Below are 25,493 nucleotides of genomic sequence, written 5' to 3' on the forward strand. Positions count from 1 at the left end.
AGCGCCGGTTTTGCCCCGTGCGCCCAGCGCTCGATTTGCTGTCCCGCCTTGTCGATGACAACTCAAGGCGTACCTCCACGGCACAGATACGCCCTCGACTCGCCTGCTGGCCAGCCCACTTGTGGAAACGAGTGCTCCGTGATTGAGTTCTCCGCGCGCTGTATCCCCAAATCCCCGGCTATGCCGACAATCCCCTGAACGCAGCGCGGAAGGGCATCTCTATGCCTAAGCCTCAGTACGCGTACGAGCTCCCGGCCCACAAAGTGGACTACGGGAAGGAGGTCGCGGTCAGCGACCTCAAGATCGACCCCCAAGCGCAGCGGACCCTCAATGAGGGCAGGGCTCAGCGCATTGCGGACAACATCGTTCCGGAGGCCATCGGCCTCATCATGGTGTCTCAGCGGGACGACGGCGAGAAGTACATCGTGGATGGACAGCACCGTCACCGTGCCTGCCAGTTGGCCGGCATCCCCACAGTGAAGACCGAGATTCACCATGGCCTGACGCTGGATCAGGAAGCGATCCTCTTCCTGATCAAGAACCGTGAGTCCCACAAGCCGAGGCCTATCGATGAGTACCACGTGGGTCTCACTGGCGGCGTTCCCCTCTTCGTCCACACCGACCGAGTCCTGAAGAAGCACGGGCTCATCCTCGGCTCTACCTCCACCAACGGCGTGGGGGCCGTGTCCGGAGTCCTGCGGATCACGGAACGATTCGGCGCACCGGTCCTCGATCGAACCCTCTGGGTTGCGGAGGCAGCTTTCGACCGTTCCCCGGAGACTTGGGACGGCATGATCCTCGGCGGCATCGGTCAGTTCCTTGGTCGATGGGGCGACATCGCCGAGGACAAAGAGCTCGCTCGAAAAATGCTGGCCATGGGTACAGCGGTCAAGTGGCGTGCAGAGATCCTCAGCCGGTCGTCTCGCGGCGGGTTCAACAACAGCGGCACCGGGTCACGCGTAACAACTGCCTATCGGCTCGTCATTCAGGCCTGGAACGCAGGTCGCAGGTCGGCGAACCGGATCGAGGAGTAGCTCGCCGAAGTCAGCCGTGCCCTCTCCGAACCACGGAGTGGTGAGTCCTTACGGCTTGACGGAGCAGACGCGATCTTGCCAGGCTTGGAGCATGGGAATCGACAGGCCCAGATGCCGCGAGGTGTTAATCCCGCGACGTCTGAGGGAGTGCCTGCTTGCCCTGTTACTCGCCCAGACGGGGCTAGGCTCCAGGGCGACAATTGCGGTTTCCCCTGCTACCACGCTGCGTGATCTCGCTAGCGATGGTGCCCTCGTACCCCTGCGGATCTAGAAGCTGTCCCTGCCTTGTATCACCAAGTCCTCAAGGCGGGCAGCTCTGTGCCGCGGCAGGCGCGCTTTCGGTGTGCTGCTTTCGTCTTGCCGACCGCAGTGAAGGGTCAGCAAAACCGTGTTGTTCCAGCTTCCTGACGGCACACCTGTGTGGGTGATCATCCCCGTGGTTGCCGTCGGTCTCGTCCTTGCCATGGCGCGTGTCGTTAAGAACCTCCCCAAGGACGCGATCAAGAACTTTTTCGAGCACCGCACCAAGGTGAATGAGATCATCGCGAGCGATACGGGGGGGCGGGTCGCAGCAGTGCAGAAACAGCGGCTCGTGTTCCTGGGGTTCACGCTCCTGTGCTTGGTCGTCGTAACCCTGATCCTTGTTGCTTCCCAAAGCGACGAGGTGACGACAAAGGCGCCGAAGCCGGAGTCTGTGAGTTCGCAGGCCCCTGCGGCTCCTCGGTGAGTCGCCAAGCCGTCCGGTGTCGAGGGCGGTTGTCGGGATCGCGAAGGGGCCCTACTTGCGGCCCTGGGATGCGATGACGGGTATTGGCTCTTGTGGACGAGACGTGGGCGGGATGCGCCCACCCCTCTCTGATACCTGGGGAAACCCCAGTTCAGATGGGGTGCGAATAGCTGATCTTGAGCAGACTGTAAATCTGCCGGCTTCGCCTTCCGTGGTTCGAATCCACGCGCCGCCACATTGAGGGAAACCCCCTCCGAATTGCGATCAAGCAGTTCGGAGGGGGTTTCTTCATGTTCGGGGTCAGGGGAATCGTCGGTTGCTCGGGCACACTGATGTCATGTCGTCGCGTCGCAGGAACTGCCCCGAGTGCCGTCGGGAGATCGCCGTCGTCGCGGGGCGGTTCGCTCGGCATGATCCGCCGGGTGCGCGGGGGAGCGGGGAGCTGGTCTCGTGTCCGGGATCGCGCAGGCATGCGCAGCTCGGGGCGGCTCAGCCCGCGCTGGACGGGTACGCCGTTCCCGACTTCCCCGGGCAGATACCGCTGTTCTGACCGGCGGTTGTTCCGGCTGGTGTTCTGACCGCCCTTCTGACGCCGGTCGCAGCGCCTGGCTCCGCGCCCCTGGCACTTTGTCCCCGGAACCCCGCCCCTAGTTCCCCGCCACCGACTTGACCGCCACCGAAACCGGGGTCGAGCCGCTGATCAGTTCCAGCGTCAGGCCGGCCGTCGCAGCGGTGTCGACCATTTCCGCGAGGACCGCGGCGACGTCGTCGCGGGGGATCGTGCCGCGGCCGGTGGAGGCCTCCAAGCGTACGAGGCCGGTGCCGGCGTCGTCGATCAGGCCGCCGGGGCGCAGGATCGTCCAGTCCAGGGCCGTACGCCCGCGTACGTACTCGTCGGCCTCGCCCTTGGCGCGCAGATAGGCGTCGAAGATGTCGTCGCCCGGGTGCGCCGGGTCCGCGCCCATGGAGGAGACGACGATGTGGCGGCGTACGCCGGCGCGTTCCGCCGCGTCCGCGAACTTGACGGCGGCGCCCCGGTCCACGGTGTTCTTGCGGTCCACGCCGCTGCCCGGGCCCGCGCCCGCCGCGAAGACGGCCGCGTCCGCGCCCTGCAGATGTGCGGCGACCTCTTCCACCGAGGCGGACTCCAGGTCGCACAGGACGGGCTCGGCGCCGGCCGTCCGCAGGTCGTCGCCCTGTTCGGCGCGGCGGATGATCCCCGCGACCTCGTCACCGCGCGCGGCGAGCAGTCGCTCCAGCCGCAGCGCGATCTGACCATGACCTCCAGCGATAACAATGCGCATGTTTCCGACCGTACGCCCGGATGGACGCGTTCGCCGCACAACCCTGTGGATGACTCACGTGTCACATGAGTGATCACTGTGAACGAGGGGATGTCGTGCGTGCCGTGCGGCGTCGTTAGGAGAACACCATCACCGCCATACGCAAGACCGTCATCGCGGCCGGCTGCTCCGCCGTGCTGCTCGCCACTGCGGCCGCCTGCGGCACGGTTCAGAATCTCACCGCAGGTCAGAAGGTCGACCAGGCCGTCGACCGGCTCGGCGAACAGAAGTCGCTCGCCTTCGAGTTGGACCTGGACGCCGACTCCGACGCGCTCACGGCGCTGGCGGGCGAAGCCGGTTCCGAGGAGGAGTTGCCGCCGGAGTTCGCGAAACTCCTCGCGGGACTGCGCGTCGAGGTCTCCGTCAAGTCCAAGAAGCCGCTGGCGGATTCGGGTGAGAAGGATCTCGTCGGCACGAGTGTCACGGTCGAGGGCCCCGAAGGCGTCCTGGTCGAGTACCGGGTCGTCGGCGACTTCACGTACTACCGCGCCGACTTCAAGGCGCTGGGCGAGTCGATGGGCATGCCCATGCCTACGGCAGATCAGCTCCCGGAGAGCGAGAAGGAGTTCAGGAAGGTACTTGAGGGCGAGTGGGTCAAGATCGACACCAGCGCTCTGGAGGAGGTCCAGGAGTCCGAGTCCTCCTCGGGCGGCGCCGACGGGATCGACGCCAAGACCCAGCAGAAGATCATCGATGCCGTGAGTGGTGTCATCGCCCGCGAGGTCACCTTCAGCACCAAGGGCGGCAGTGACGGTACCGAACACGTCATCGCCCAGGGCAACTTCCGTGACCTGCTCACCGGAGTCCTCGACAAGCTCGGGCCGTTGGAGGGAGACCTCCCGGCAGGCGCCGAACTCCCCACGGCCAAGGACCTCAAGGACGCTCCGAACAAGAAGGTCGCGGTCGACTTCACGCTGAAGAACGGCGACCTGACCCAGGTCGAGATCGACCTCGCGATCCTCGCCGACGCGCCGAAGGGCACCCGGCTGCCGCTGGTCCTGAAGTTCACCGACGCGGGCGACGTCAGCGCGCCGTCGGGTGCCACGGAGATCCCCACGGACAAGGTGCCCGGGGACAGCCTGTTCTCCGGTGCCCTGTTGGGCGGCGGCGAGTTCTGAGCACCTGGTGCGCCGACCGGCGAGCGCGCCGGTCGGCGCCGGGCACGCGCGTGGACGTACGAAGCCAGCCACGCGCGCGTGGACGTACAAAAACAAGCCACGCGCGCGTGCCCTCACAAAAGCCGGGCCCCGTCCCGCCCGGCCCCGTTCACGACGGCTCCCCCCGCCCCTGCCGGGGCAGATCCAATCCCGTAGCCGCCGAGTTGCAGTACTCCCGCACCGCGCTGGTCCGCGCCACCACGCGCCCCCGGTGCACCACGATGCGGCTGTACGCCAGCGACAGCGCTCCGGCGAGCCCGTCCCCGCGTACGGCGAGCAACTCGGCCGGAAATCCCGCCTCCACGCGCACCTCGGGCAGTCCGAGGGCGGACCGGGCGACGGAACTCACGGCGTCGTACGCGTCCTCGGGGCGCAGCCCGTGCCGCGAGGCCAGCAGATAGGCGGCCTCCAGCGGGTCGCCGCGGCCCACCGGATTCGCTACGTCGCGCAGGGCGCCGCTGCCCGCGGCGACCCGTACCCCGGCCGCCCGCAACAGGCGTACCGGAGCGATTCCGCGCCGGTCCACGGCCCCGCACCCGCCCTGCGGCAGGCAGACCACGGTCACCCCGGCCGCGGCGAGCTGGTCCGCCCCGCGGGAGGCGACCTCGGCGGGCAGTCGGCCGAGTCCGCCGCACGGGCCGAGCGTCACTCCGGGGCGCAGCCCGCCCGCCATCGCCGCGAGCCGTCCGAGCCGTGCGGGGTCGGCGGCGTCCGTGTGCAGGTCGACCGGGCAGCCGTGCTCTGAGGCGAGCTCCAGGACCGCTTCCACGTAGCCCGTCGGATCGGGGTCGGTGTCCGGGCAACCGCCCACTACGGAGGCGCCCATTTTCACCGCGTCCCGCAGCATCGCGAGCCCGTCCGCCCCGGCGACCCCGGTCAGCACCCGGGGCATCGCCACCGTCGTCAGCTCGGCGAGCCCCCGCAGCGACCGCCGCGCCTGGAGCACCGCGGCCAGCGCGTCGAGCCCCTGTACATCGCCGACGCGCACGTGTGAGCGCAACGCCGTGGCCCCGTGCCCGAGTTGCAGCAACGCGGCCTCGGTGGCCCGGCGCTGGACCTCCTCGGCGTCGTACGAGAAGGGGCCGTCGCCCTCCGCCGTCAGCGCGGTGTCGCCGTGGGCGTGCGGCTCGGCAGGGGCCGGCAGGAGGAGGTAGCCGCTCACGTCGACGCGCGCGCCGTGGGCGCTGAGGCTCCCGGTGGTGCCGACCGCCTCGATGCGCCCGCCGCTCAGCCGTACGTCCACGATCCGGCCGTCTGTGAGCCGTGCCCCGCACAGCAGGAGGGTGGCCGTGTCGGTCTGGCCCGAAGGCCCAGACGGTCCCGCCTGTCCTGACTGTCCCGACGAGGAGTGGGGCGGCTGCGGCTGGCTCTCGGGCATCTGACTGTCGGGCATCGCGCTCCTGGGGCTCGGGGGCGGCTGCGGGGCGGGGCGACTGCGGAGAGTGGAGACACAAGATCACACAGCGTGAGCCGAGCCTAGGGCGGCGACCTGTCCGCATCGGGGAGGAGCGCAATAGTCGTACTGGTGTGGTCCGTCGGGGAGAATCCCGGCGGTCCGTCGGGGAGCGGAGGCCGAGGACGCGGAAGGCGTCATGGGGTTCGACCACGGGGTCACGGCTGTGGTTCGTGGTGCGTGGGACGACCGTGGGAACGCCCGGGAATCGGCGAGGAACAGGCCGGGGCGGTTGCCGCGAAACGGATTTGGGCGATCGGCGGCCGACCGTGTAATGTCTTCATCGCTCGCCCCAATAGCTCAGTCGGTAGAGCGTCTCCATGGTAAGGAGAAGGTCTACGGTTCGATTCCGTATTGGGGCTCTGGTGTGGGAGGTTCCCGTCGCAAGGCGGGAACCGATCGCATCTCAGCGGTGTAGCTCAGTCGGTAGAGCAAGCGGCTCATAATCGCTGTGTCACCGGTTCAAGTCCGGTCACCGCTACTGACAGTAGCCGATTGTGGGGTCGGTCCTTCGATCGGCTACTCTTTCATGCGTCAATAGTCCTATTCCGTTCGTCAAGGAGCACTCCTGTGGCTGCCACCGACGTCCGCCCCAAGATCACGCTGGCCTGCGTGGAGTGCAAGGAGCGGAACTACATCACCAAGAAGAACCGGCGTAACGACCCGGACCGACTGGAGATGAAGAAGCACTGCCCGCGTTGCAATGCGCACACCGCGCACCGCGAAACGCGATAAGTTTCAGGCTCGTACACGAGGCCGTCCCCTTCGCGGGGGGCGGCCTCGCGTCGTTACACCTGCCTTCGTTACACCTGTCTTCGCTGCATCTGCCTTCGTCAGACCCGCGTTCGATTCACCGGCTGAAAGCCAGGAGGTGCCGAGCCCATGGCGCTCGACCAGTCCTTCGTGGGGCGGTCCTACCCGCCCACCGACCCCTATGAGGTCGGGCGCGAGAAGATCCGCGAGTTCGCCGAGGCCGTGGGGGACACCAACCCGGCCTACACGGACCCGGAGGCCGCCAAGGCCCTCGGATACCCCGATGTGATCGCCCCGCCGACGTTCGTCTTCGCGATCTCCTTCAAGGCCGCGGGGCAGGTCATCGAAGATCCCCAACTGGGTCTCGACTACAGCCGCGTGGTGCACGGCGACCAGAAGTTCGCCTACAGTCGCCCGGTGCGCGCGGGGGACCGGCTTACGGTCACCTCGACCATCGAGGCGATCAAGTCCATGGCGGGCAACGACATCCTGGACATCCGCGGCGAGGTCCACGACGAGGCGGGCGAGCACGTGGTGACCGCGATCACCAAGCTCGTGGCGCGGGCGGAGGGCTGACCATGACGGCGAAGATCGCATACGACGACGTCGAGGTCGGCACCGAGCTGCCGGCCCAGTCCTTCCCCGTGACCCGGGCCACGCTGGTGCGGTACGCGGGTGCTTCCGGGGACTTCAACCCGATCCACTGGAACGAGAGGTTCGCGGTCGAGGTCGGCCTCCCCGACGTCATCGCCCACGGCATGTTCACCATGGCCGAGGCGATCCGCGTCGTCACCGACTGGGCCGGCGACCCGGGCGCGGTCCTCGAGTACGGCGTCCGCTTCACCAAGCCCGTCGTCGTCCCGAACGACGACAAGGGTGCGACCGTCGAGGTCAGCGCCAAGATCGGCGCCAAGCTCGACGACAACACCGTCCGCGTCGACCTCACCGCGACCAGTGCGGGCCAGAAGGTGCTGGGTATGTCGCGAGCGGTCGTACGGCTGGCCTGAAGGTGTCACGGGTGACCTAGGTGACTCAGGTAAGGGGCGTCCGCCATTGCGGACGCCCCTTACGCGTTGCACCTGCCCCTTGACGTAGTTAGTGATTGAGCACTAACTTACTTGCATGGTCAGGATGAGCGCAGAAGAGAGGCGCGAGAGCGTCATCCGTGCGGCGATGAGCGAGTTCGCCCGCGGTGGCTACAGCGGCACTTCCACCGAGGCGATCGCCAAGCGTGTGGGTGTCTCGCAGCCGTACCTCTTCAGGCTCTTCCCGGGCAAGCGGGCGATCTTCCTTGCGGCGACCGAGCGCTGTATGGACCTCTTCCGGCAGACGTTCGAGGAGGCCTCCAAGGGGCTGGAGGGTGAAGAGGCCCTGCACTCCATGGCCAACGCGTACACCCAGGTCATCGCGGAGGAGCCCGAGCGGCTGCTCATGCAGATGCAGACGTACGTGGCGGTCGCGGCGGCCGAGGAGGCCGGTGACCACGAGTTCGGCGAGTTGGTGCGGGACCGCTGGATGCGGCTCTGGGACACCGCTCACATTCCGCTCGGAGCCGATGTGAACGAAACCACGACCTTCATGGCGTACGGAATGCTCGTCAACTGCCTGGTGGCCATGGGTTTTTCGCCGGAGCACCGGGTCTGGGAAGGGCTCTACCCGTCGGCGCGGACGAAGGGGCGGCTCGAAGTCGGTCCCCCGGGGACCGCTCCTGACGAAGGCTGAACAAGGAAGCCGAAATGAGGAAGGCGGAGGGCATCGCCTTTTTATGCCCATCAAAGTTAGTCATCAATAACTAACCATCGGCAGCAGCCGACAGTGATCACCCTCTGGGGGAGCGATGTCACAGCAGACAGCACGCCGCGGGGGAGCCGTCTGGGCCCTCGTCATCACCAGCGCCGCCGGATTCATGGCGGCCCTCGACAACCTCGTCGTCACCACCGCCCTGCCCTCCATCCGCGAGGACCTCGGGGGAGGGCTGGACGACCTGGAATGGACCGTGAGCGCGTACACGCTCACCTTCGCCGTGCTGCTGATGTTCGGCGCGGCCCTGGGTGACCGGTTCGGCCGCCGGCGGCTCTTCCTCGTCGGTCTCGCCGTCTTCACCGGCGCGTCCGCCGGCGCGGCGATGGCGCCCGGCATCGACTCGCTGATCGCGGCCCGCGCGGTCCAGGGAGTCGGCGCGGCGATCATGATGCCGCTGACTCTGACTCTCCTGGCGGCCGCCGTTCCGGCCGCCAAGCGCGGGATGGCGTACGGCATTTGGGGTGCCGTCAACGGACTCGCGGTCGCCTCCGGGCCCCTCATCGGCGGCAGCCTCACCGAGCACGTGTCCTGGCAGTGGATCTTCTGGCTGAACGTTCCGCTGGGTCTCGCGCTGCTGCCGCTCGCCCGGCTGCGTCTCTCCGAGTCGTACGGCACCGGCGCCCCGCTCGACTTCACCGGCACCGTGCTCGCCAGCGGTGGTCTCTTCGGGGTCGTGTACGCCCTGATCCGCGGCAACATCGACGGCTGGACCAGCGCTCCCGTGCTCACCGGCCTGATCGCGGGCGGCGCGCTGCTCGCCGGTTTCGTCCTGCACGGGATCCGCGCCAAGAACCCGATGCTGCCCATGCGGCTCTTCCGCAGCCGCGCCTTCTCCGCGATCAACGCCGCCAGCCTGCTGATGTTCGTCGGGATGTTCGGCTCGATCTTCCTGCTGAGCCAGTTCCTGCAGGGTGTCCTCGGCTACTCGCCGACCGAGGCGGGCCTGCGGATGCTCCCCTGGACCGGCATGCCGATGATCGTCGCCCCCATCGCCGGGTATCTGTCGGACCGGATCGGCGGACGCCCGGTGGTCACCGCGGGCCTCACGCTGCAGGCCGTCGGGCTCGGCTGGTTCGCGCTGGTCGTCTCGCCCGAGATGTCGTACGTGGCTCAGCTGCCCGCCCTGATCATCAGCGGCATCGGCATGGGCCTGTACTTCGCCCCGTCCGCCGCCCTGGTGATGTCCAGCGTCCTCCCGTCCGAGCAGGGCATCGCCTCCGGCGCCAACAACGCCCTCCGCGAGGTCGGCGGCGCACTCGGTATCGCGGTCCTCGCCTCGGTCTTCTCCGCCCAGGGCGGCTATGAGTCCGCGCAGCGCTTCGTCGACGGACTCTCGCCCGCGCTGTGGGTGGGCGCCGCGGTGGTAGCCGCGGGTGCGGCGGCCGCGGCGCTGCTGCCGGGCCGGCCGTCGGTGACCGGGACCAAGGTCGTGGCCTCGGACCCGGAGCCCGCCCTCGAAACCGTCTCCCGGTGAAACCCCGGTTCTTCGCGGGGACTCCGAGCATGTGGCTTCGGGCGAGCTAGGTGCCCGGCGCCTACGGAGCCTCCCCGCACTTTGACTGAGTCCCTTCCGATGTACGGCAGGGGAAGGCCCCGCGTGCTTGTGGCGGGGCCTTCCCCGCGCCCGCGCACCAGCTCGGAGTTTGTCTGACAAATGATCTCTGCGAAGCTTCGGGTTCCGAGGCCGATGGAGGGCTCATGGGGATTGAGCTGGAACTGCACTCTGGGCGACCTGCGCGCAAGGGGTCGTCCCGCGACACCTTGCTGCGGGGCTCCTACGAGCACGGTGAAGCGTTGGCGAGGGTGCTGGGCACCCTCGACCGGCATGGCTCGGGCAAGCTCGGCTGGGTTGATCCGTACGGCGACACGCTGTTCAACGAACAGGAAGCTCAAGCCGCCCGCCGGGAAGTCGCCGCCCTGACACAGGGGTGCGCTGACGACCAGCAGAAAGCGGCTCTGCTCGACCTTGCCGAGCTCCTTGAAGCGTGTGAGGCGACGCCGGGCAGCTACTTGTGGTTCATGGGCGACTAGCCATGCTTGATCTTTGATCTTTGTGGGTGCACCGATGACCGGGCGCCCCCGCTCCTTCTCGTAGTCTTGAGCCCGTGCAGGTACTCCACGACGCCCCGCTCGCCCCGCTGACCACCTTCAGGCTCGGGGGCCCGGCGACCCGGCTGATCACCGCCACGACCGACGCCGAGGTGGTCGCCGCCGTTCGCGAGGCCGACGACGCCGGTACGCCGCTGCTGGTGATCGGTGGCGGATCCAACCTGGTCATCGGCGACAAGGGCTTCGCCGGGACCGCCCTGCGCATCGCGACGAACGGCTTCGAACTCGACGGCGGGAAGCTGGAGCTGGCGGCGGGCGAGGTGTGGACCGACGCGGTCGCCCGCACCGTCGAGGCGGGGCTCGCCGGCATCGAGTGCCTTGCGGGGATCCCCGGTTCCGCGGGCGCGACACCGATCCAGAACGTGGGCGCGTACGGCCAGGAAGTGTCGTCGACGATCACCGAAGTGATCGCGTACGACCGGAAGACGCATGAGACGGTCACGTTGACGAACGCCGACTGCGCCTTCTCGTACCGCCACAGCCGCTTCAAGGCAGACCCCGAGCGCCATGTCGTGCTGCGGGTCCGCTTCGCGCTGGAGGACGCGGAAGGGCTGAGTGCGCCGGTCAAGTACGCCGAGACGGCTCGCGCGCTGGGTGTCGAGCCCGGTGACCGGGTGCCGCTCGAGAAGGCCCGGGAGACCGTGCTGAAGCTGCGTTCCGGCAAGGGCATGGTGCTCGACCCCGAGGACCACGACACCTGGTCGGCCGGGTCGTTCTTCACCAACCCGATCCTCACGGACGAGGAGTTCGCCGCCTTCCACGCGCGCGTGGAGGTGCGGCTCGGCGCCGATGCCGCACCGCCCGCGTACCCGGCGGGCGACGGCCACACCAAGACCTCCGCGGCCTGGCTGATCGACAAGTCGGGCTTCACCAAGGGCTATGGCAGTGGGCCGGCCCGGATCTCCACCAAGCACACACTGGCCCTCACCAACCGGGGCGAGGCCACCACCGAGGATCTCCTCGCGCTGGCCCGCGAGGTCGTCGCCGGAGTACGTGACGCGTTCGGGATCACGCTGGTCAACGAGCCGGTGACGGTCGGCGTGGAGCTCTAGTACGAGCCCTGGTGCTTCCAGTACGCGCCCTGGTGTGAACCCTCGCAGGGGTCCTAGTGGGGGTCTTAGTAGGCGACTCCGACGCCCTGCTTCACCGTTCCCGGGTCGTCCGTCATGGCCAGCATCGCGTGGGCCACGTCGGCGCGCGCGATGAACCTGCCCTTGAGCGGGAAGCCCCCGACGACCGTCCGGTACGAACCGGTCAGCGGCTTGTCCTGGAGGCGTGGCGGGCGTACGGCGGTCCAGTCCGTCCCGCTGCGGGCCAGCTCGTCCTCCATCTCCCTGAGGTCGGCGTAGACGTCCTTCAGGATCCCCGAGATCACACTCCGCATGGCGCGGTCGACGAGCGTGGCGCCCTCGGGATCGGGACCGATCGGACTCGCGCTCACCACGAGCAGCCTCCGTACGGACTCCGCCTCCATGGCGGCCAGCACCCTGCGGGTCAGCTTCGCCGTGACCCCGGCGTCCTTGCGGCTGCGGGCGCCGAGGCCGGAGAGGACCGCGTCCCGGCCAGCGACCGCGGGGCGCAGCGCCTCCGGGTCGGTGAGGTCGGCGCGGAACACCTCCAGATCCGCGCCCGTGAGGGTGAACCGTGCGGGATCCCGCACGACGGCCGTGACCTGATGGCCCGATGCCAGGGCCTGCCGGACGATCTCCTGCCCGATGCCCCCGGTGGCACCGAAAACGGTGAGCTTCATGACGTGCTCTCCTCGCATGATCGGTCGGTGGGTGAGTATTCACTCACCGATGCCTACCTCTAGAGTGAGTAAGTACTCACCCACCCGTCAAGTCTGATTGGCTCCTTCATGGAATCGTTGGGCCCCATGCAGCAGAAACCGGCTCGGATCCGCCTCCTCGACGCGGCGCACGAGCTCATGCTCACCGTCGGCCTCGCCCGCACCACCACCAAGGAGATCGCCAAGGCGGCGGGCTGCTCCGAAGCGGCGCTCTACAAGTACTTCGCGAGCAAGGAAGAGCTGTTCATCCACGTCCTGGAGGAACGCCTCCCCACGCTGGGCCCCCTCCTGGGCAGACTCACGGCCGAGCCGGGGGAGCACACCGTCGAGGAGAACCTCACGGAGATCGCCCGCCAGGCCGCCCTCTTCTATGAGCAGAGTTTCCCGATAGCTGCCTCCTTGTACGCGGAGAAGCAGCTCAAGCGGCGCCACGACGAGGCGATGCGGGCGATGGGAGCGGGCCCGCACATGCCCATCCGAGGGGTCGCCGAGTACCTGCGCGCGGAACAGAAGGCGGGTCGCATCCACCTCTGCGCCGACACCTTCGCGGCCGCATCCCTACTCCTCGGCGCCTGCGCCCAGCGCGCCTTCGCCTACGACATGACGGAGGACGGCAAGCCCCCGCCCCTGGACACCTTCGCCCCGGCACTCGCCCGCACGCTCCTGCGCGGTATCTCCGTTGCCCATGGCCCTTACTGACCCTCGGGCGACCACGACGGCCTGAACCGGCTGGCCGGCCTGTTCTCCTTCGCCGCGTACTCCAGGCACACGATCGTGCATGTGCCACTCAGAAGCGGTGTCCCGCCGGACGAGGGGTGTGGCGACCTCGTGGACCTCGTCCTGGTCCACCAGTCGCTCGGTCTGCGCCCCAGTGCATGGCCGCAACTGCGCCGCAAGCTGGTGCACGGCACTCCGCTCACCGTCCGCACCGACGAGGCCCGCACCGCGCGCGACGCCGCGTCCTGGCAGCAGCGGCGCCACCACAAGGACATGCGCGACCTGCTGCACCACACCTCGCACGCCCGGACGTTCTTCCTCATCGGCAGCCGCGACGTCTTCGCCGACACCGCGTCCGCCCTCGCCTATGCGGCAGGCTGGGGGCCGCGTGAGAAACGCGTCGTCAAAGGGCGCTCAGCGCTGATGACCGGGATCCGCGGCCTGAAAGCGGACCGTGGCGACAGCTGGCGCGCGCCCGAGGTTCTCATCTGCTTCAAGGCGTATCCGCCGTACGCGCATTTCAGGAGACCGGGCCGCTGAGCCACTCGTCGACCCCGGACAGCAGTTTCTCCCGTACGTCCTCAGGGGCGGCCGAGGCGCGGATGGACTGCCTTGCCAGTTCGGCCAGTTCGGGGTCCGTGAAGTCGTGGTACCGGCGGGCGATCTCGTACTGGGCTGCCAGCCGGGATCCGAAGAGCAGTGGGTCGTCGGCGCCGAGGGCCATGGGGACTCCGGCTTCGAAGAGTGTGCGCAGGGGGACGTCCTCCGGCTTCTCGTACACCCCCAGGGCGACGTTCGAGGCCGGGCAGACCTCACAGGTCACCCCGCGGTCCGCGAGGCGTTTCATCAGCCGGGGGTCCTCCGCGGCGCGCACCCCATGGCCGATCCGCGAGGCGTGCAGGTCGTCCAGGCAGTCGCGGACCGAGGCGGGCCCCGTCAGCTCGCCGCCGTGCGGCGCGGCCAGCAGACCGCCCTCGCGCGCGATCTCGAAGGCCCGGTCGAAGTCCCGCGCCATACCCCGCCGTTCGTCGTTCGAGAGCCCGAAACCGACGATGCCCCGGTCCGCGTACCGCACGGCCAGGCGGGCCAGCGTACGGGCGTCCAGCGGGTGTTTCATACGGTTCGCCGCCACCAGGACGCGCATCCCGAGCCCTGTCTCACGCGAGGCCGAGTCCACCGCGTCCAGGATGACTTCGAGAGCCGGGATCAGACCGCCGAGGCGGGGGGCGTACGACGTCGGGTCGACCTGGATCTCCAGCCACCCGGAGCCGTCCTTCACGTCCTCCTCGGCGGCCTCGCGCACCAGCCGCCGGATGTCCTCGGGCTCTCTGAGGCACGACCGCGCCGCGTCGTACAGCCGCTGGAACCGGAACCAGCCGCGCTCGTCGGTCGCCCGCAGCTTCGGCGGCTCCCCGCTGGTCAGTGCGTCGGGCAGCCGTACGCCGTACTTGTCGGCCAGCTCCAGAAGGGTCGTGGACCGCATCGACCCGGTGAAGTGCAGGTGCAGATGGGCCTTCGGTAGTTCATTTACATCACGTACGCGCTCCATCCCAGGATCTTGCCGTACGCGGATGACGTGCCGGTAGCGCTTTCCCTGATCGTGGGCTTGTCCGAACAGAATCCCTAACGAAGAAACGGGGCACCTACTTCGAAAAGTAGGTGCCCCGCGCGCGTGGAACGCGACTGACGTCAGTCCTTGGCCTCGGCCAACAGCTTCTGGATGCGCGAGACGCCCTCGACGAGGTCCTCGTCACCCAGCGCGTACGACAGACGCAGGTACCCCGGCGTGCCGAAGGCCTCGCCCGGGACCACCGCGACCTCGGCCTCCTCCAGGATGAGCGCGGCCAGCTCGACCGTGTCCTGGGGGCGCTTGCCGCGGATCTCCTTGCCGACCAGCGCCTTCACCGAGGGGTACGCGTAGAAGGCGCCCTCCGGCTCGGGGCAGAACACGCCGTCGATCTCGTTCAGCATGCGCACGATGGTCTTGCGGCGGCGGTCGAAGGCCTCCCGCATCTTCGCGACGGCCGTCAGGTCGCCGGATACGGCGGCCAGCGCGGCGACCTGCGCCACGTTCGACACGTTCGACGTGGCGTGCGACTGGAGGTTGGTCGCGGCCTTGACGACGTCCTTGGGGCCGATGACCCAGCCCACCCGCCAGCCGGTCATGGCGTACGTCTTGGCGACGCCGTTCACGACGATGCACTTGTCGCGCAGCTCGGGCACGACGACGGGCAGGGAGTGGAACTCCGCGTCGCCGTAGACCAGGTGCTCGTAGATCTCGTCGGTCAGGACCCACAGGCCCTTCTCGGCGGCCCAGCGGCCGATCTCCTCGATCTGCTCGCGGGTGTAGACCGCGCCCGTCGGGTTGGACGGGGAGACGAAGAGCAGCACCTTGGTGTTCTCGGTGCGGGCGGCCTCCAGCTGCTCTACCGAGACGCGGTAGCCGGTGGTCTCGTCGGCGACGACATCGACCGGGACACCGCCGGCGAGGCGGATCGACTCCGGGTACGTCGTCCAGTACGGCGCAGGGACGATGACCTCGTCGCCCGGGTCGAGGATCGCGGCGAAGGCCTCGTAGATGGCCTGCTTGCCGCCGTTGGTGACCAGGACCTGAGTGGCCTCCACCTCGTAGCCGGAGTCGCGCAGCGTCTTCGCGGCGATCGCGGCCTTCAGCTCGGGCAGGCCGCCGGCCGGCGTGTAGCGGTGGTACTTCGGGTTCGAGCAGGCCTCGATGGCGGCCTGGACGATGTAGTCCGGGGTCGGGAAGTCCGGTTCACCGGCGCCGAAGCCGATCACCGGACGCCCCGCGGCCTTGAGGGCCTTGGCCTTGGCGTCCACGGCGAGGGTGGCGGACTCGGAGATCGCGCCGACTCGGGCGGAGACGCGGCGCTCGGTGGGAGGGGTTGCAGGGCTCATGGCCCCATCGTTTCAGACCGGAAACCTCCCCGGCACGCGGGTTTCACAGACTGAACAGCGACTGAACAACCGTCCGGATCGAGGCGGTGGGCTGGACGATCTTCCGGGATCAAAGCCCGTACGGACACTTTCTGTTCGACGACCGGCCCCGGAGCACGTACACTCTCTCCTCGTTGGCCTTCACCGGCCGCACTCACCCGGTGCACACCGAGCACTCGGGCGGATGCGGTACGTTGGGGGAAATCAAAGGGTCGTAGCTCAATTGGTAGAGCACTGGTCTCCAAAACCAGCGGTTGGGGGTTCAAGTCCCTCCGGCCCTGCTACACAATCCTTCGCCAGGATGTGTGCGCATGTACGTACTGCAATGCACCGCCGTGCGGCCTGGCCGGGCACGGCGTAGCCACGACCCGGAATCAGGTGAGGACGAGTGACGGACGCCGTGGGCTCCATCGACATGCCTGATGCCGAGGCACCGGAGTCCAATAAGAAGACTCGCAAGGGCGGCAAGCGTGGCAAGAAGGGCCCTTTGAGGCGCCTTGCCACCTTCTATCGCCAGATCGTCGCGGAGCTCCGCAAGGTCGTCTGGCCGACGCGCAATCAGCTGACGACGTACACCACAGTGGTAATTGTCTTCGTCGTCATCATGATCGCCTTGGTGACCGTGATTGACTATGGACTCGACCACGCCGCCAAGTACGTATTTGGCTGAGCCAAACGCGAAGGGCGCCGTCACCGGCGCCCCTTTCGTGTGTTCCACCCCCATGTATCCAGGAAGAAGCAGCCACCGTGTCTGACCCGAACCTGAACGACGCCATCGAGTCGGTCGAGTCCGTTGAGGACGAGCTCGACATCGTGGAGGGCGCGGACACCGCGGACACCGAGAACTCTGACGAGGTCGAGGCTGCCGACGCCGCCGCGGGCGAGCCCGCCGAAGAGGCGGCCCTGCACGTCGAGGACGAGTCCGGTGCGGACGTCGAGTCCGTCGAGGACGAAGACGTCTCCGAAGAGGCCCTCGCCGACGAGGACGCCGAGGCCGAGGCCGAAGAAGAGGCCGAGCCCGTCGACCCGGTCACCGCCCTGCGCGAGGAACTCCGTGCCCTCCCCGGCGAGTGGTACGTCATCCACACGTACGCCGGTTACGAGAACCGCGTGAAGACCAACCTCGAGCAGCGTGCCGTCTCGCTGAACGTCGAGGACTTCATCTTCCAGGCCGAGGTGCCGCAGGAAGAGGTCGCGCAGATCAAGAACGGCGAGCGCAAGACCGTCCGGCAGAACAAGCTCCCCGGCTACGTGCTGGTGCGCATGGACCTGACGAACGAGTCCTGGGGCGTCGTCCGCAACACCCCCGGCGTCACCGGCTTCGTGGGCAACGCCTACGACCCGTACCCGCTGACCCTGGACGAGATCGTCAAGATGCTCGCCCCGGAGGCCGAGGAGAAGGCCGCCCGTGAGGCAGCCGAGGCCGAGGGCAGGCCGGCTCCGGCCCGCAAGCTCGAGGTCCAGGTGCTGGACTTCGAGGTCGGCGACTCGGTCACCGTCACCGACGGTCCGTTCGCCACGCTCCAGGCGACCATCAACGAGATCAACGCCGACTCGAAGAAGGTCAAGGGCCTCGTCGAGATCTTCGGCCGCGAGACCCCGGTCGAGCTTTCCTTCGACCAGATCCAGAAGAACTAGCTCCTTCTGGACGTACGTCTTCCGAACAGGTCAGACGGGCTCTCGCAGCCTGTCTGACCTGCTCGGTTTTTGGCCGCGCACAGATACCCGTTATCGTTGTGCGGTATGCCTCCAACCGGGTCAGAGTCATGGGCTCGTTTGAAGGCAGCCGTCCGGGCTTGTCTCGGATGTAGGTAGGCGAAAACGAAAGAGGACCCGGAATGCCTCCCAAGAAGAAGAAGGTCACGGGGCTTATCAAGCTCCAGATCCAGGCCGGCGCCGCGAACCCGGCTCCGCCGGTCGGCCCCGCGCTGGGTCAGCACGGCGTCAACATCATGGAGTTCTGCAAGGCCTACAACGCCGCGACCGAGTCGCAGCGTGGCTGGGTGGTCCCGGTGGAGATCACGGTCTACGAAGACCGCTCCTTCACCTTCATCACCAAGACTCCGCCGGCCGCGAAGATGATCCTCAAGGCCGCGGGTGTCGAGAAGGGCTCCGGCGAGCCGCACAAGACCAAGGTCGCCAAGCTCACCCAGGCGCAGGTCCGTGAGATCGCCACGACCAAGATGCCCGACCTGAACGCCAACGACCTGGACGCCGCGTCGAAGATCATCGCCGGCACCGCCCGTTCCATGGGCATCACGGTCGAGGGCTGACACCCACCCCTCGTAGGACACCCCGTGGCAGGGCCTGCTCGGCCCACACCACGACTCCTCAGAACACATCAGGAGAAGCAGTGAGCAAGCGCAGCAAGTCTCTCCGCGCTGCGGACGCCAAGATCGACCGGGAGAAGCAGTACGCCCCGCTCGAGGCCGTCCGTCTCGCCAAGGAGACCTCCACCTCGAAGTTCGACGGCACCGTCGAGGTCGCCTTCCGCCTGGGTGTCGACCCGCGCAAGGCCGACCAGATGGTCCGTGGCACCGTGAACCTCCCGCACGGCACCGGTAAGACCGCCCGGGTCCTGGTCTTCGCGACCGGTGACCGTGCCGAGGCCGCACTCGCCGCGGGCGCCGACATCGTCGGCTCCGACGAGCTCATCGACGAGGTGTCGAAGGGCCGTCTGGACTTCGACGCCGTCGTCGCCACCCCGGACCTCATGGGCAAGGTCGGCCGCCTCGGCCGAGTCCTCGGCCCGCGTGGTCTGATGCCGAACCCGAAGACCGGCACCGTGACCCCGGACGTGGCCAAGGCCGTGACCGAGATCAAGGGCGGCAAGATCGAGTTCCGCGTCGACAAGCACTCGAACCTGCACTTCATCATCGGCAAGACCTCGTTCGACGAGACCCAGCTGGTGGAGAACTACGGCGCCGCGCTGGACGAGATCCTTCGTCTGAAGCCGTCGGCCGCCAAGGGTCGCTACATCAAGAAGGCCACGATCAGCACCACGATCGGCCCCGGCATCCAGCTGGACTCGAACCGCACCCGCAACCTCCTCGTCGAGGAGGACCCGGCCGCCGTCTGAGCCTCCCGCTCACTCCGGTGACCGCGTCGCGTACGCGTATCCGGGACGGGCCCCGCACCTTTCGAGGTGCGGGGCCCGTCCGCGTTCGCGGGCAACAAATCCTGATACGGGTGTCAGTGGGCTGCAGTAGCGTGCGGAGCACAGAATTCGCATAGGGGATTCGTATAGGGGTGGGACGAATGATGAGCAGGACTGTGCGCCGCGTGACCCTGTCGCTCGCGTTGACGGGTGTCCTGACCGGGGTGGCCGCCTGTAGCTCCACGGACTCCTCCGGCGGCTCCGACGCCTCCGGCAAGGACGACAAGGCGGTGCACAAGGGCACGACGCACATCAGCTCCATAACCGCCCTGCGATCCGCAGAGAAGTCCACGGACGGCGCCGACTCGGCCAGAGTCGAGTCCACGACGACCATGGGCACGATGATGTCCATGACGGCGGACGGCGCCCTGGGATGGGCCGACGGCCTCACGGGCAACCTGACGATCACGTACACCGGCGGCACAATGGCCGACACGATGCGTCAGACGGGCAGCACCACCATGCAGGCCCGCTATCTGCCCGACGCCTACTACGCGAAGATGGGCGACGCGTTCGCCGAGCAGGCGGGCGGCAAGCACTGGATCAGGTACGCGTACGACGACCTGGCGGAACTCGGCGGCAGCTCTGGCGCCTATCTGCAGGACCAGATGCAGAACACCACGCCGAACCAGTCGGTGAAGCTCCTGCTCGCCTCCGGTGACGTGAAGAAGGTCGGCGAGGAGACCGTCCGCGGCGAGCGGACCACGCACTACTCGGGCACGGTCGACGTCGCGGACCTCGCCACCGACAGCTCCAGCCTCACCGAAAGCCAGCTCGCCGATCTGAAGAAGCAGCTCACCCAGGCCGGCGTCACCACGGAGACGGTCGACATCTGGGTCAACGGCGACGACCTGCTGGTCAAGAAGGTCGAGAAGGGCGAGCTGGCGACCGGCTCGATGTCCTCGACGGCGTACTACAGCGACTACGGGGTGAAGGTCTCCACCCAGAAGCCCCCGGCGAGTGACACCGCCGATTTCAAGGAGCTGCTGAAGGCGCAGGGTGCGACCTCCTGAGCCCCGGACGGAGGCGGCCCGGGAAGGCTGAGCCGCCCGCAGGGGTTTGGACCGTTCGGGCGGATTTGCTTGACGGCGATCCGGTCGCGTACTCTCCCAGAGAAGCCAAAGACCGCTGGTCGTTGCCGTGTGCTCGCAAGAGGGCGCGGTGACCGAAGGATCCGCTGAAACTGCGGACGACCCGCGTAGGTGACTGTGGACATGCTCCCGGGACTTCGTCAAGGAATTCCGGTCGAGCTACGCCCCGTGCGCCTGCGCCGGGGCGTTTCGTTTTCCTCAGCCCCTTCTGAGCGGTCCTCATCACCCGGAAGGAGGCCACGCTTATGGCAAGGCCCGACAAGGCTGCCGCGGTAGCCGAGCTCGCGGACCAGTTCCGCAGCTCGAACGCCGCTGTGCTGACCGAGTACCGGGGTCTCACCGTGGCGCAGCTCAAGACGCTGCGTCGTTCGCTCGGTGAAGACGCCCAGTACGCCGTGGTGAAGAACACGCTGACCAAGATCGCGGCCAACGAGGCCGGGATCTCTACGCTCGACGACCTGTTCAACGGTCCGACGGCGGTCGCCTTCATCACCGGTGACCCGGTGACGTCGGCGAAGGGTCTTCGTGACTTCGCCAAGGACAACCCGAACCTCATCATCAAGGGCGGTGTCCTTGACGGCAAGGCGCTGTCCGCCGATGAGATCAAGAAGCTTGCGGACCTCGAGTCCCGCGAGGTTCTGCTCGCCAAGCTGGCCGGTGCCATGAAGGGCAAGCAGTCTCAGGCTGCCTCGCTCTTCCAGGCGCTGCCGTCGAAGTTCGTCCGCACTGCGGAAGCGCTTCGCGTCAAGCTGGCCGAGCAGGGCGGTGCCGAGTAATTCGGCTCGCGCATTGACCGCCGCCTGAGGCGACGGTCGTAGCGGGCCGAACGTACGCCCGCCTCACCAGTACATACCGGCACCTGCCGAATTAGTGGAAGGACGCCATCATGGCGAAGCTGTCCCAGGAAGAGCTGCTCGCGCAGTTCGAGTCCCTCACCCTCATCGAGCTCTCCGAGTTCGTGAAGGCCTTCGAGGAGAAGTTCGACGTCACCGCCGCCGCCGCGGTCGCCGTTGCCGGCCCCGCCGGCCCGGGCGCCGTTGCCGAGGCCCCCGAGGAGCAGGACGAGTTCGACGTCATCCTCACGGGTGCCGGCGAGAAGAAGATCCAGGTCATCAAGGTCGTGCGTGAGCTGACCTCGCTGGGTCTGAAGGAGGCCAAGGACCTCGTCGACGGCGCTCCGAAGCCGGTCCTCGAGAAGGTCGCCAAGGAGGCCGCTGAGAAGGCTGCCGAGTCCCTCAAGGGCGCCGGCGCCTCCGTCGAGGTCAAGTAACACCTCGCGGGTCCGCAATGGACTCCTGCGCGCTGACAAAGCCGCACGCGTAGCGCTGTAACGCTGACGCACCGAAGAGCGATCACCCAACTGGGTGGTCGCTCTTCGGCGTTCCAGGGGGTCGTGCGGCGGCTGCCTTGCGCTGGTGTTCGCGACGAGTAAGGTGATCTTCGTCGTGGCTCCGGGCGGCCCCGTGACGGGCTGTATGACGGCTGCACGTGACTATCGCGGCACTCGGTTTGGGCTTGGGGGGCCTTGACGAACCGCACGCAGCGCGCAATTCTCAGGACGCGTCGTCACAACGATCCGGATCCGAGGCATGGATCGGTGGCGAAGAGGGCAGTATCGATGTGCATTGAGGGCGTGGCTTGCCGCAGGTGTTGAGAACAACGAGGGTCTCAAAAAACCGGGACTGGACATCAGTGGGCCTAGTGGCTACACTGACCCTTTGCGCTGCCTGTTAGCTGCCTCCTGCCCGTCACCAGGGGCATCCCCGTGTATGAACACCGACGATTGGAACGTCCCTGACCAGGCCTTCTTTGGCTGAATCGGGAACGCCTCTGTCTCTGTGTCCGACATGGGACCGGTACGCGCGTAGTGAGTCCGAGCCCTCGGAAGGACCCCCTCTTGGCCGCCTCGCGCACTGCCTCGACCGCGAATACGAACAACGGCGCCAGCACCGCCCCGCTGCGCATCTCCTTTGCAAAGATCAAGGAGCCCCTCGAGGTTCCGAACCTTCTTGCGCTGCAGACCGAGAGCTTCGACTGGCTGCTCGGCAACGCCGCGTGGAAGGCTCGTGTCGAGGCGGCTCTGGACAGTGGACAGGATGTCCCCACCAAGTCCGGTCTGGAGGAGATCTTCGAGGAGATCTCCCCGATCGAGGACTTCTCCGGGTCGATGTCCTTGACGTTCCGCGACCACCGCTTCGAGCCCCCGAAGAACTCCATCGACGAGTGCAAGGACCGTGACTTCACGTACTCCGCGCCACTCTTCGTCACCGCCGAGTTCACCAACAACGAGACCGGCGAGATCAAGTCCCAGACGGTCTTCATGGGCGACTTCCCGCTCATGACCAACAAGGGCACCTTCGTCATCAACGGCACCGAGCGTGTCGTGGTGTCCCAGCTGGTCCGCTCGCCGGGTGTCTACTTCGACTCCTCCATCGACAAGACGTCCGACAAGGACATCTTCTCCACGAAGGTCATCCCGTCCCGGGGTGCCTGGCTGGAGATGGAGATCGACAAGCGCGACATGGTCGGTGTCCGCATCGACCGCAAGCGCAAGCAGTCCGTCACCGTTCTCCTGAAGGCTCTCGGTTGGACGACCGAGCAGATCCTTGAGCAGTTCGGCGAGTACGAGTCCATGCGCGCCACCCTGGAGAAGGACCACACCCAGGGCCAGGACGACGCGCTGCTCGACATCTACCGCAAGCTGCGTCCGGGCGAGCCGCCGACGCGTGAGGCCGCGCAGACACTGCTCGAGAACCTCTACTTCAACCCGAAGCGCTACGACCTCGCGAAGGTCGGACGCTACAAGGTGAACAAGAAGCTCGGCAGCGAAGCGCCGCTGGACGCCGGGATCCTGACCGTCGAGGACATCATCTCGTCGATCAAGTACCTGGTGAAGCTGCACGCCGGTGAGACCGAGACCGTTGGTGACAACGGCGCCTCGATCGTCGTCGAGACCGACGACATCGACCACTTCGGCAACCGTCGTCTGCGCAACGTCGGCGAGCTCATCCAGAACCAGGTCCGCACGGGTCTGGCTCGTATGGAGCGCGTCGTCCGTGAGCGCATGACGACTCAGGACGTCGAGGCGATCACGCCGCAGACCCTGATCAACATCCGGCCGGTCGTCGCCTCCATCAAGGAGTTCTTCGGCACCAGCCAGCTGTCGCAGTTCATGGACCAGAACAACCCGCTGTCGGGTCTCACCCACAAGCGCCGTCTGTCGGCTCTTGGCCCGGGTGGTCTCTCCCGTGAGCGGGCCGGCTTCGAGGTCCGTGACGTGCACCCGTCGCACTACGGCCGCATGTGCCCGATCGAGACCCCTGAAGGCCCGAACATCGGCCTGATCGGCTCGCTCGCCTCCTACGGCCGGGTCAACGCGTTCGGTTTCGTCGAGACCCCGTACCGCAAGGTCGTCAACGGCACCGTCACCGACGATGTCGACTACCTGACCGCCGACGAAGAGGATCGCTTCGTCATCGCCCAGGCCAACGCCGGCCTGTCCGACGACATGCGCTTCACCGAGTCCCGCGTGCTCGTCCGCCGTCGTGGCGGCGAGATCGACTACATCGCCGGTGACGACGTCGACTACATGGACGTCTCGCCGCGCCAGATGGTGTCGGTCGCGACCGCGATGATCCCGTTCCTCGAGCACGACGACGCCAACCGTGCCCTCATGGGCGCGAACATGATGCGGCAGGCCGTGCCGCTCATCAAGTCCGAGGCGCCGCTCGTCGGCACCGGCATGGAGTACCGCTGTGCGGTCGACGCCGGTGACGTACTCAAGTCGGAGAAGGACGGTGTGGTCCAGGAGGTCTCCGCGGACTACGTCACCACCGCCAACGACGACGGCACGTACACCACGTACCGCCTGCACAAGTTCTCCCGCTCGAACCAGGGCACGTCCGTCAACCAGAAGGTTGTCGTGGACGAGGGTGCCCGGGTCGTCACCGGTCAGGTTCTGGCCGACGGCCCGGCGACCGAGAACGGCGAGATGGCGCTCGGCAAGAACCTGCTCGTGGCGTTCATGCCGTGGGAGGGTCACAACTACGAGGACGCGATCATCCTGTCGCAGCGCCTCGTGCAGGACGACGTCCTCTCCTCGATCCACATCGAGGAGCACGAGGTCGACGCCCGTGACACCAAGCTCGGCCCCGAGGAGATCACCCGGGACATCCCGAACGTCTCCGAGGAGGTCCTCGCCGACCTCGACGAGCGCGGCATCATCCGTATCGGTGCCGAGGTCGTCGCCGGCGACATCCTCGTCGGCAAGGTCACGCCCAAGGGTGAGACCGAGCTGACCCCCGAGGAGCGTCTGCTCCGCGCGATCTTCGGTGAGAAGGCGCGCGAGGTGCGCGACACCTCGCTGAAGGTGCCGCACGGCGAGATCGGCAAGGTCATCGGCGTCCGCGTCTTCGACCGTGAAGAGGGCGACGAGCTGCCGCCGGGCGTGAACCAGCTGGTTCGTGTCTACGTGGCGCAGAAGCGCAAGATCACGGACGGTGACAAGCTCGCCGGCCGTCACGGCAACAAGGGCGTCATCTCCAAGATCCTGCCCATCGAGGACATGCCGTTCCTCGAGGACGGGACCCCGGTCGACATCATCCTCAACCCGCTGGGTGTGCCGTCCCGAATGAACCCGGGACAGGTCCTTGAGATCCACCTCGGCTGGCTCGCCAGCCGCGGCTGGGACGTCTCCGGGCTCGGCGATGAGTGGGCGCAGCGCCTCCAGGCCATCGAGGCCGACGTGGTCGCCCCCGGTACCAACGTCGCCACCCCCGTCTTCGACGGTGCGCGTGAGGACGAGCTGGCCGGTCTGCTCAACCACACGATCCCGAACCGCGACGGCGAGCGCATGGTGCTCCCGACGGGTAAGGCGCCGCTGTTCGACGGCCGCTCCGGCGAGCCGTTCCCGGAGCCGATCTCGGTCGGCTACATGTACATCCTGAAGCTCCACCACCTGGTCGACGACAAGCTGCACGCTCGGTCGACCGGTCCGTACTCGATGATCACCCAGCAGCCGCTGGGTGGTAAGGCCCAGTTCGGTGGCCAGCGCTTCGGTGAGATGGAGGTGTGGGCGCTTGAGGCTTATGGCGCCGCTTACGCCCTCCAGGAGCTGCTGACCATCAAGTCCGACGACGTCACCGGCCGCGTGAAGGTCTACGAGGCCATCGTCAAGGGCGAGAACATCCCCGAGCCCGGCATCCCCGAGTCCTTCAAGGTGCTCATCAAGGAGATGCAGTCCCTGTGCCTCAACGTGGAGGTGCTGTCCTCGGACGGCATGTCCATCGAGATGCGCGACACCGACGAGGACGTCTTCCGCGCAGCGGAGGAGCTTGGCATCGACCTGTCCCGGCGCGAGCCGAGCAGCGTCGAAGAGGTCTGACGGGAGTCCGGAGGCCTTCGTC

Annotated in this window: 25 protein-coding genes, 4 tRNA genes and 1 pseudogene; 25 read left to right on the forward strand and 5 right to left on the reverse strand. The window is 67.4% G+C overall.

Annotation, left to right across the window (positions count from 1 at the left end; genetic code table 11):
* Positions 1-221 precede the first annotated feature (221 nt).
* The 4 genes from OG219_RS28665 (at position 222) to OG219_RS28680 (ending at position 2,311) form a co-directional block, all read left to right on the forward strand.
* Positions 222-1,034 (forward strand): ParB/RepB/Spo0J family partition protein, encoded by an 813-nt coding sequence (locus OG219_RS28665; protein ID WP_266831224.1) that lies wholly within the window; start codon positions 222-224, stop codon positions 1,032-1,034.
* 388 nt (positions 1,035-1,422) lie between these two features.
* Positions 1,423-1,761: a hypothetical protein gene (locus OG219_RS28670; RefSeq protein ID WP_266831226.1), complete on the forward strand. Its 339-nt coding sequence runs from the start codon at positions 1,423-1,425 to the stop codon at positions 1,759-1,761.
* Positions 1,762-1,909: 148 nt separating this feature from the next.
* Positions 1,910-1,996 (forward strand) — tRNA-Tyr (locus OG219_RS28675).
* A 102-nt stretch (positions 1,997-2,098) separates the two neighbouring features.
* Positions 2,099-2,311 carry a hypothetical protein gene (locus OG219_RS28680; RefSeq protein WP_266831228.1) on the forward strand — a complete coding sequence of 71 codons (213 nt, stop codon included), beginning with the start codon at positions 2,099-2,101 and terminating at the stop codon, positions 2,309-2,311.
* A 97-nt stretch (positions 2,312-2,408) separates the two neighbouring features.
* Here OG219_RS28680 and OG219_RS28685 read toward each other — a convergent pair whose 3' ends face one another.
* Entirely contained in the window at positions 2,409-3,065 is a 657-nt protein-coding gene (locus OG219_RS28685) for an SDR family oxidoreductase (protein ID WP_266831230.1), read from the reverse strand.
* Between the two features lie 173 nt (positions 3,066-3,238).
* Here OG219_RS28685 and OG219_RS28690 point away from each other — a divergent pair, with 173 nt between their 5' ends.
* Positions 3,239-4,222, forward strand: coding sequence for a hypothetical protein (locus OG219_RS28690; protein ID WP_266831232.1), 984 nt, complete (start codon positions 3,239-3,241; stop codon positions 4,220-4,222).
* 148 nt (positions 4,223-4,370) lie between these two features.
* On the opposite strand, the gene OG219_RS28695 is transcribed toward OG219_RS28690, so the two are convergent.
* Complete coding sequence (locus OG219_RS28695; RefSeq protein ID WP_266836263.1) at positions 4,371-5,639, reverse strand: amidohydrolase family protein; 1,269 nt, start codon at positions 5,637-5,639, stop codon at positions 4,371-4,373.
* Positions 5,640-6,003: 364 nt separating this feature from the next.
* On the opposite strand from OG219_RS28695, the gene OG219_RS28700 reads away from it, so the two are divergent.
* The 9 genes from OG219_RS28700 to OG219_RS28740 all read left to right on the forward strand — a co-directional run bounded on the left by OG219_RS28700 (position 6,004) and on the right by OG219_RS28740 (position 11,431).
* A tRNA-Thr gene (locus tag OG219_RS28700) sits at positions 6,004-6,076 on the forward strand.
* A gap of 46 nt (positions 6,077-6,122) precedes the next feature.
* A tRNA-Met gene (locus OG219_RS28705) sits at positions 6,123-6,195 on the forward strand.
* A gap of 89 nt (positions 6,196-6,284) precedes the next feature.
* Positions 6,285-6,449: a 50S ribosomal protein L33 gene (gene rpmG, locus OG219_RS28710; protein WP_004571794.1), complete on the forward strand. Its 165-nt coding sequence runs from the start codon at positions 6,285-6,287 to the stop codon at positions 6,447-6,449.
* A gap of 147 nt (positions 6,450-6,596) precedes the next feature.
* Positions 6,597-7,043, forward strand: a complete 447-nt coding sequence (locus OG219_RS28715; RefSeq protein WP_266831234.1) for a MaoC family dehydratase N-terminal domain-containing protein — start codon at positions 6,597-6,599, stop codon at positions 7,041-7,043.
* Between the two features lie 2 nt (positions 7,044-7,045).
* Complete coding sequence (locus OG219_RS28720) at positions 7,046-7,474, forward strand: MaoC family dehydratase (RefSeq protein WP_266831236.1); 429 nt, start codon at positions 7,046-7,048, stop codon at positions 7,472-7,474.
* Between the two features lie 115 nt (positions 7,475-7,589).
* Positions 7,590-8,189, forward strand: coding sequence for a TetR/AcrR family transcriptional regulator (locus tag OG219_RS28725; protein ID WP_266831238.1), 600 nt, complete (start codon positions 7,590-7,592; stop codon positions 8,187-8,189).
* A gap of 115 nt (positions 8,190-8,304) precedes the next feature.
* Positions 8,305-9,744, forward strand: a complete 1,440-nt coding sequence (locus tag OG219_RS28730) for a DHA2 family efflux MFS transporter permease subunit (RefSeq protein WP_266831240.1) — start codon at positions 8,305-8,307, stop codon at positions 9,742-9,744.
* Between the two features lie 224 nt (positions 9,745-9,968).
* The gene (locus OG219_RS28735) at positions 9,969-10,301 is read left to right on the forward strand and encodes a hypothetical protein (protein WP_266831242.1); all 333 of its coding nucleotides are present in this window, start codon (positions 9,969-9,971) and stop codon (positions 10,299-10,301) included.
* Between the two features lie 74 nt (positions 10,302-10,375).
* Positions 10,376-11,431 (forward strand): UDP-N-acetylmuramate dehydrogenase, encoded by a 1,056-nt coding sequence (locus OG219_RS28740; RefSeq protein ID WP_266831244.1) that lies wholly within the window; start codon positions 10,376-10,378, stop codon positions 11,429-11,431.
* 65 nt (positions 11,432-11,496) lie between these two features.
* Here the strand turns inward: OG219_RS28740 and OG219_RS28745 are convergent, their stop codons facing one another.
* Complete coding sequence (locus tag OG219_RS28745; protein WP_266831246.1) at positions 11,497-12,129, reverse strand: NAD(P)-dependent oxidoreductase; 633 nt, start codon at positions 12,127-12,129, stop codon at positions 11,497-11,499.
* 126 nt (positions 12,130-12,255) lie between these two features.
* Here OG219_RS28745 and OG219_RS28750 point away from each other — a divergent pair, with 126 nt between their 5' ends.
* Both OG219_RS28750 and OG219_RS28755 read left to right on the forward strand, forming a co-directional pair.
* Positions 12,256-12,867 carry a TetR/AcrR family transcriptional regulator gene (locus OG219_RS28750; RefSeq protein ID WP_266831248.1) on the forward strand — a complete coding sequence of 204 codons (612 nt, stop codon included), beginning with the start codon at positions 12,256-12,258 and terminating at the stop codon, positions 12,865-12,867.
* A gap of 6 nt (positions 12,868-12,873) precedes the next feature.
* Positions 12,874-13,425: pseudogene (locus OG219_RS28755) on the forward strand (hypothetical protein); the annotation flags it as partial.
* Here the strand turns inward: OG219_RS28755 and OG219_RS28760 are convergent.
* Positions 13,406-14,434 (reverse strand): adenosine deaminase, encoded by a 1,029-nt coding sequence (locus OG219_RS28760; RefSeq protein ID WP_266831250.1) that lies wholly within the window; start codon positions 14,432-14,434, stop codon positions 13,406-13,408. The pseudogene OG219_RS28755 and the gene OG219_RS28760 sit on opposite strands and share 20 nt — an antisense overlap.
* A 140-nt stretch (positions 14,435-14,574) precedes the next feature.
* Positions 14,575-15,801, reverse strand: coding sequence for a pyridoxal phosphate-dependent aminotransferase (locus tag OG219_RS28765; RefSeq protein WP_266831252.1), 1,227 nt, complete (start codon positions 15,799-15,801; stop codon positions 14,575-14,577).
* 247 nt (positions 15,802-16,048) lie between these two features.
* Between OG219_RS28765 and OG219_RS28770 the strand changes: the two genes are divergently transcribed.
* The 9 genes from OG219_RS28770 (at position 16,049) to rpoB (ending at position 25,471) form a co-directional block, all read left to right on the forward strand.
* Positions 16,049-16,121, forward strand: a tRNA-Trp gene (locus OG219_RS28770).
* A 107-nt stretch (positions 16,122-16,228) separates the two neighbouring features.
* Positions 16,229-16,510, forward strand: coding sequence for a preprotein translocase subunit SecE (gene secE, locus OG219_RS28775; RefSeq protein ID WP_266831254.1), 282 nt, complete (start codon positions 16,229-16,231; stop codon positions 16,508-16,510).
* Positions 16,511-16,587: 77 nt separating this feature from the next.
* Positions 16,588-17,478, forward strand: coding sequence for a transcription termination/antitermination protein NusG (gene nusG, locus OG219_RS28780; protein WP_266831256.1), 891 nt, complete (start codon positions 16,588-16,590; stop codon positions 17,476-17,478).
* A gap of 200 nt (positions 17,479-17,678) precedes the next feature.
* Positions 17,679-18,113 (forward strand): 50S ribosomal protein L11, encoded by a 435-nt coding sequence (gene rplK / locus OG219_RS28785; RefSeq protein WP_266831258.1) that lies wholly within the window; start codon positions 17,679-17,681, stop codon positions 18,111-18,113.
* Between the two features lie 80 nt (positions 18,114-18,193).
* On the forward strand, positions 18,194-18,919 hold the full coding sequence (gene rplA / locus OG219_RS28790) for a 50S ribosomal protein L1 (protein ID WP_266831260.1): 726 nt from the start codon (positions 18,194-18,196) through the stop codon (positions 18,917-18,919).
* A 179-nt stretch (positions 18,920-19,098) separates the two neighbouring features.
* Positions 19,099-20,010: a hypothetical protein gene (locus tag OG219_RS28795; protein WP_266831262.1), complete on the forward strand. Its 912-nt coding sequence runs from the start codon at positions 19,099-19,101 to the stop codon at positions 20,008-20,010.
* A gap of 323 nt (positions 20,011-20,333) precedes the next feature.
* On the forward strand, positions 20,334-20,864 hold the full coding sequence (rplJ, locus tag OG219_RS28800) for a 50S ribosomal protein L10 (protein ID WP_266831264.1): 531 nt from the start codon (positions 20,334-20,336) through the stop codon (positions 20,862-20,864).
* Positions 20,865-20,974: 110 nt separating this feature from the next.
* Positions 20,975-21,358, forward strand: a complete 384-nt coding sequence (gene rplL / locus OG219_RS28805; RefSeq protein ID WP_266831266.1) for a 50S ribosomal protein L7/L12 — start codon at positions 20,975-20,977, stop codon at positions 21,356-21,358.
* Between the two features lie 627 nt (positions 21,359-21,985).
* A complete protein-coding gene (gene rpoB / locus OG219_RS28810; RefSeq protein ID WP_266831268.1) occupies positions 21,986-25,471 on the forward strand; it encodes a DNA-directed RNA polymerase subunit beta in 3,486 nt (1,161 codons plus the stop codon).
* The last annotated feature ends 22 nt before the right edge of the window (positions 25,472-25,493 follow it).

Origin of the sequence: Streptomyces sp. NBC_00038, from assembly GCF_026343635.1 — a bacterium.
Taxonomy (GTDB): Bacteria; Actinomycetota; Actinomycetes; order Streptomycetales; family Streptomycetaceae; genus Streptomyces.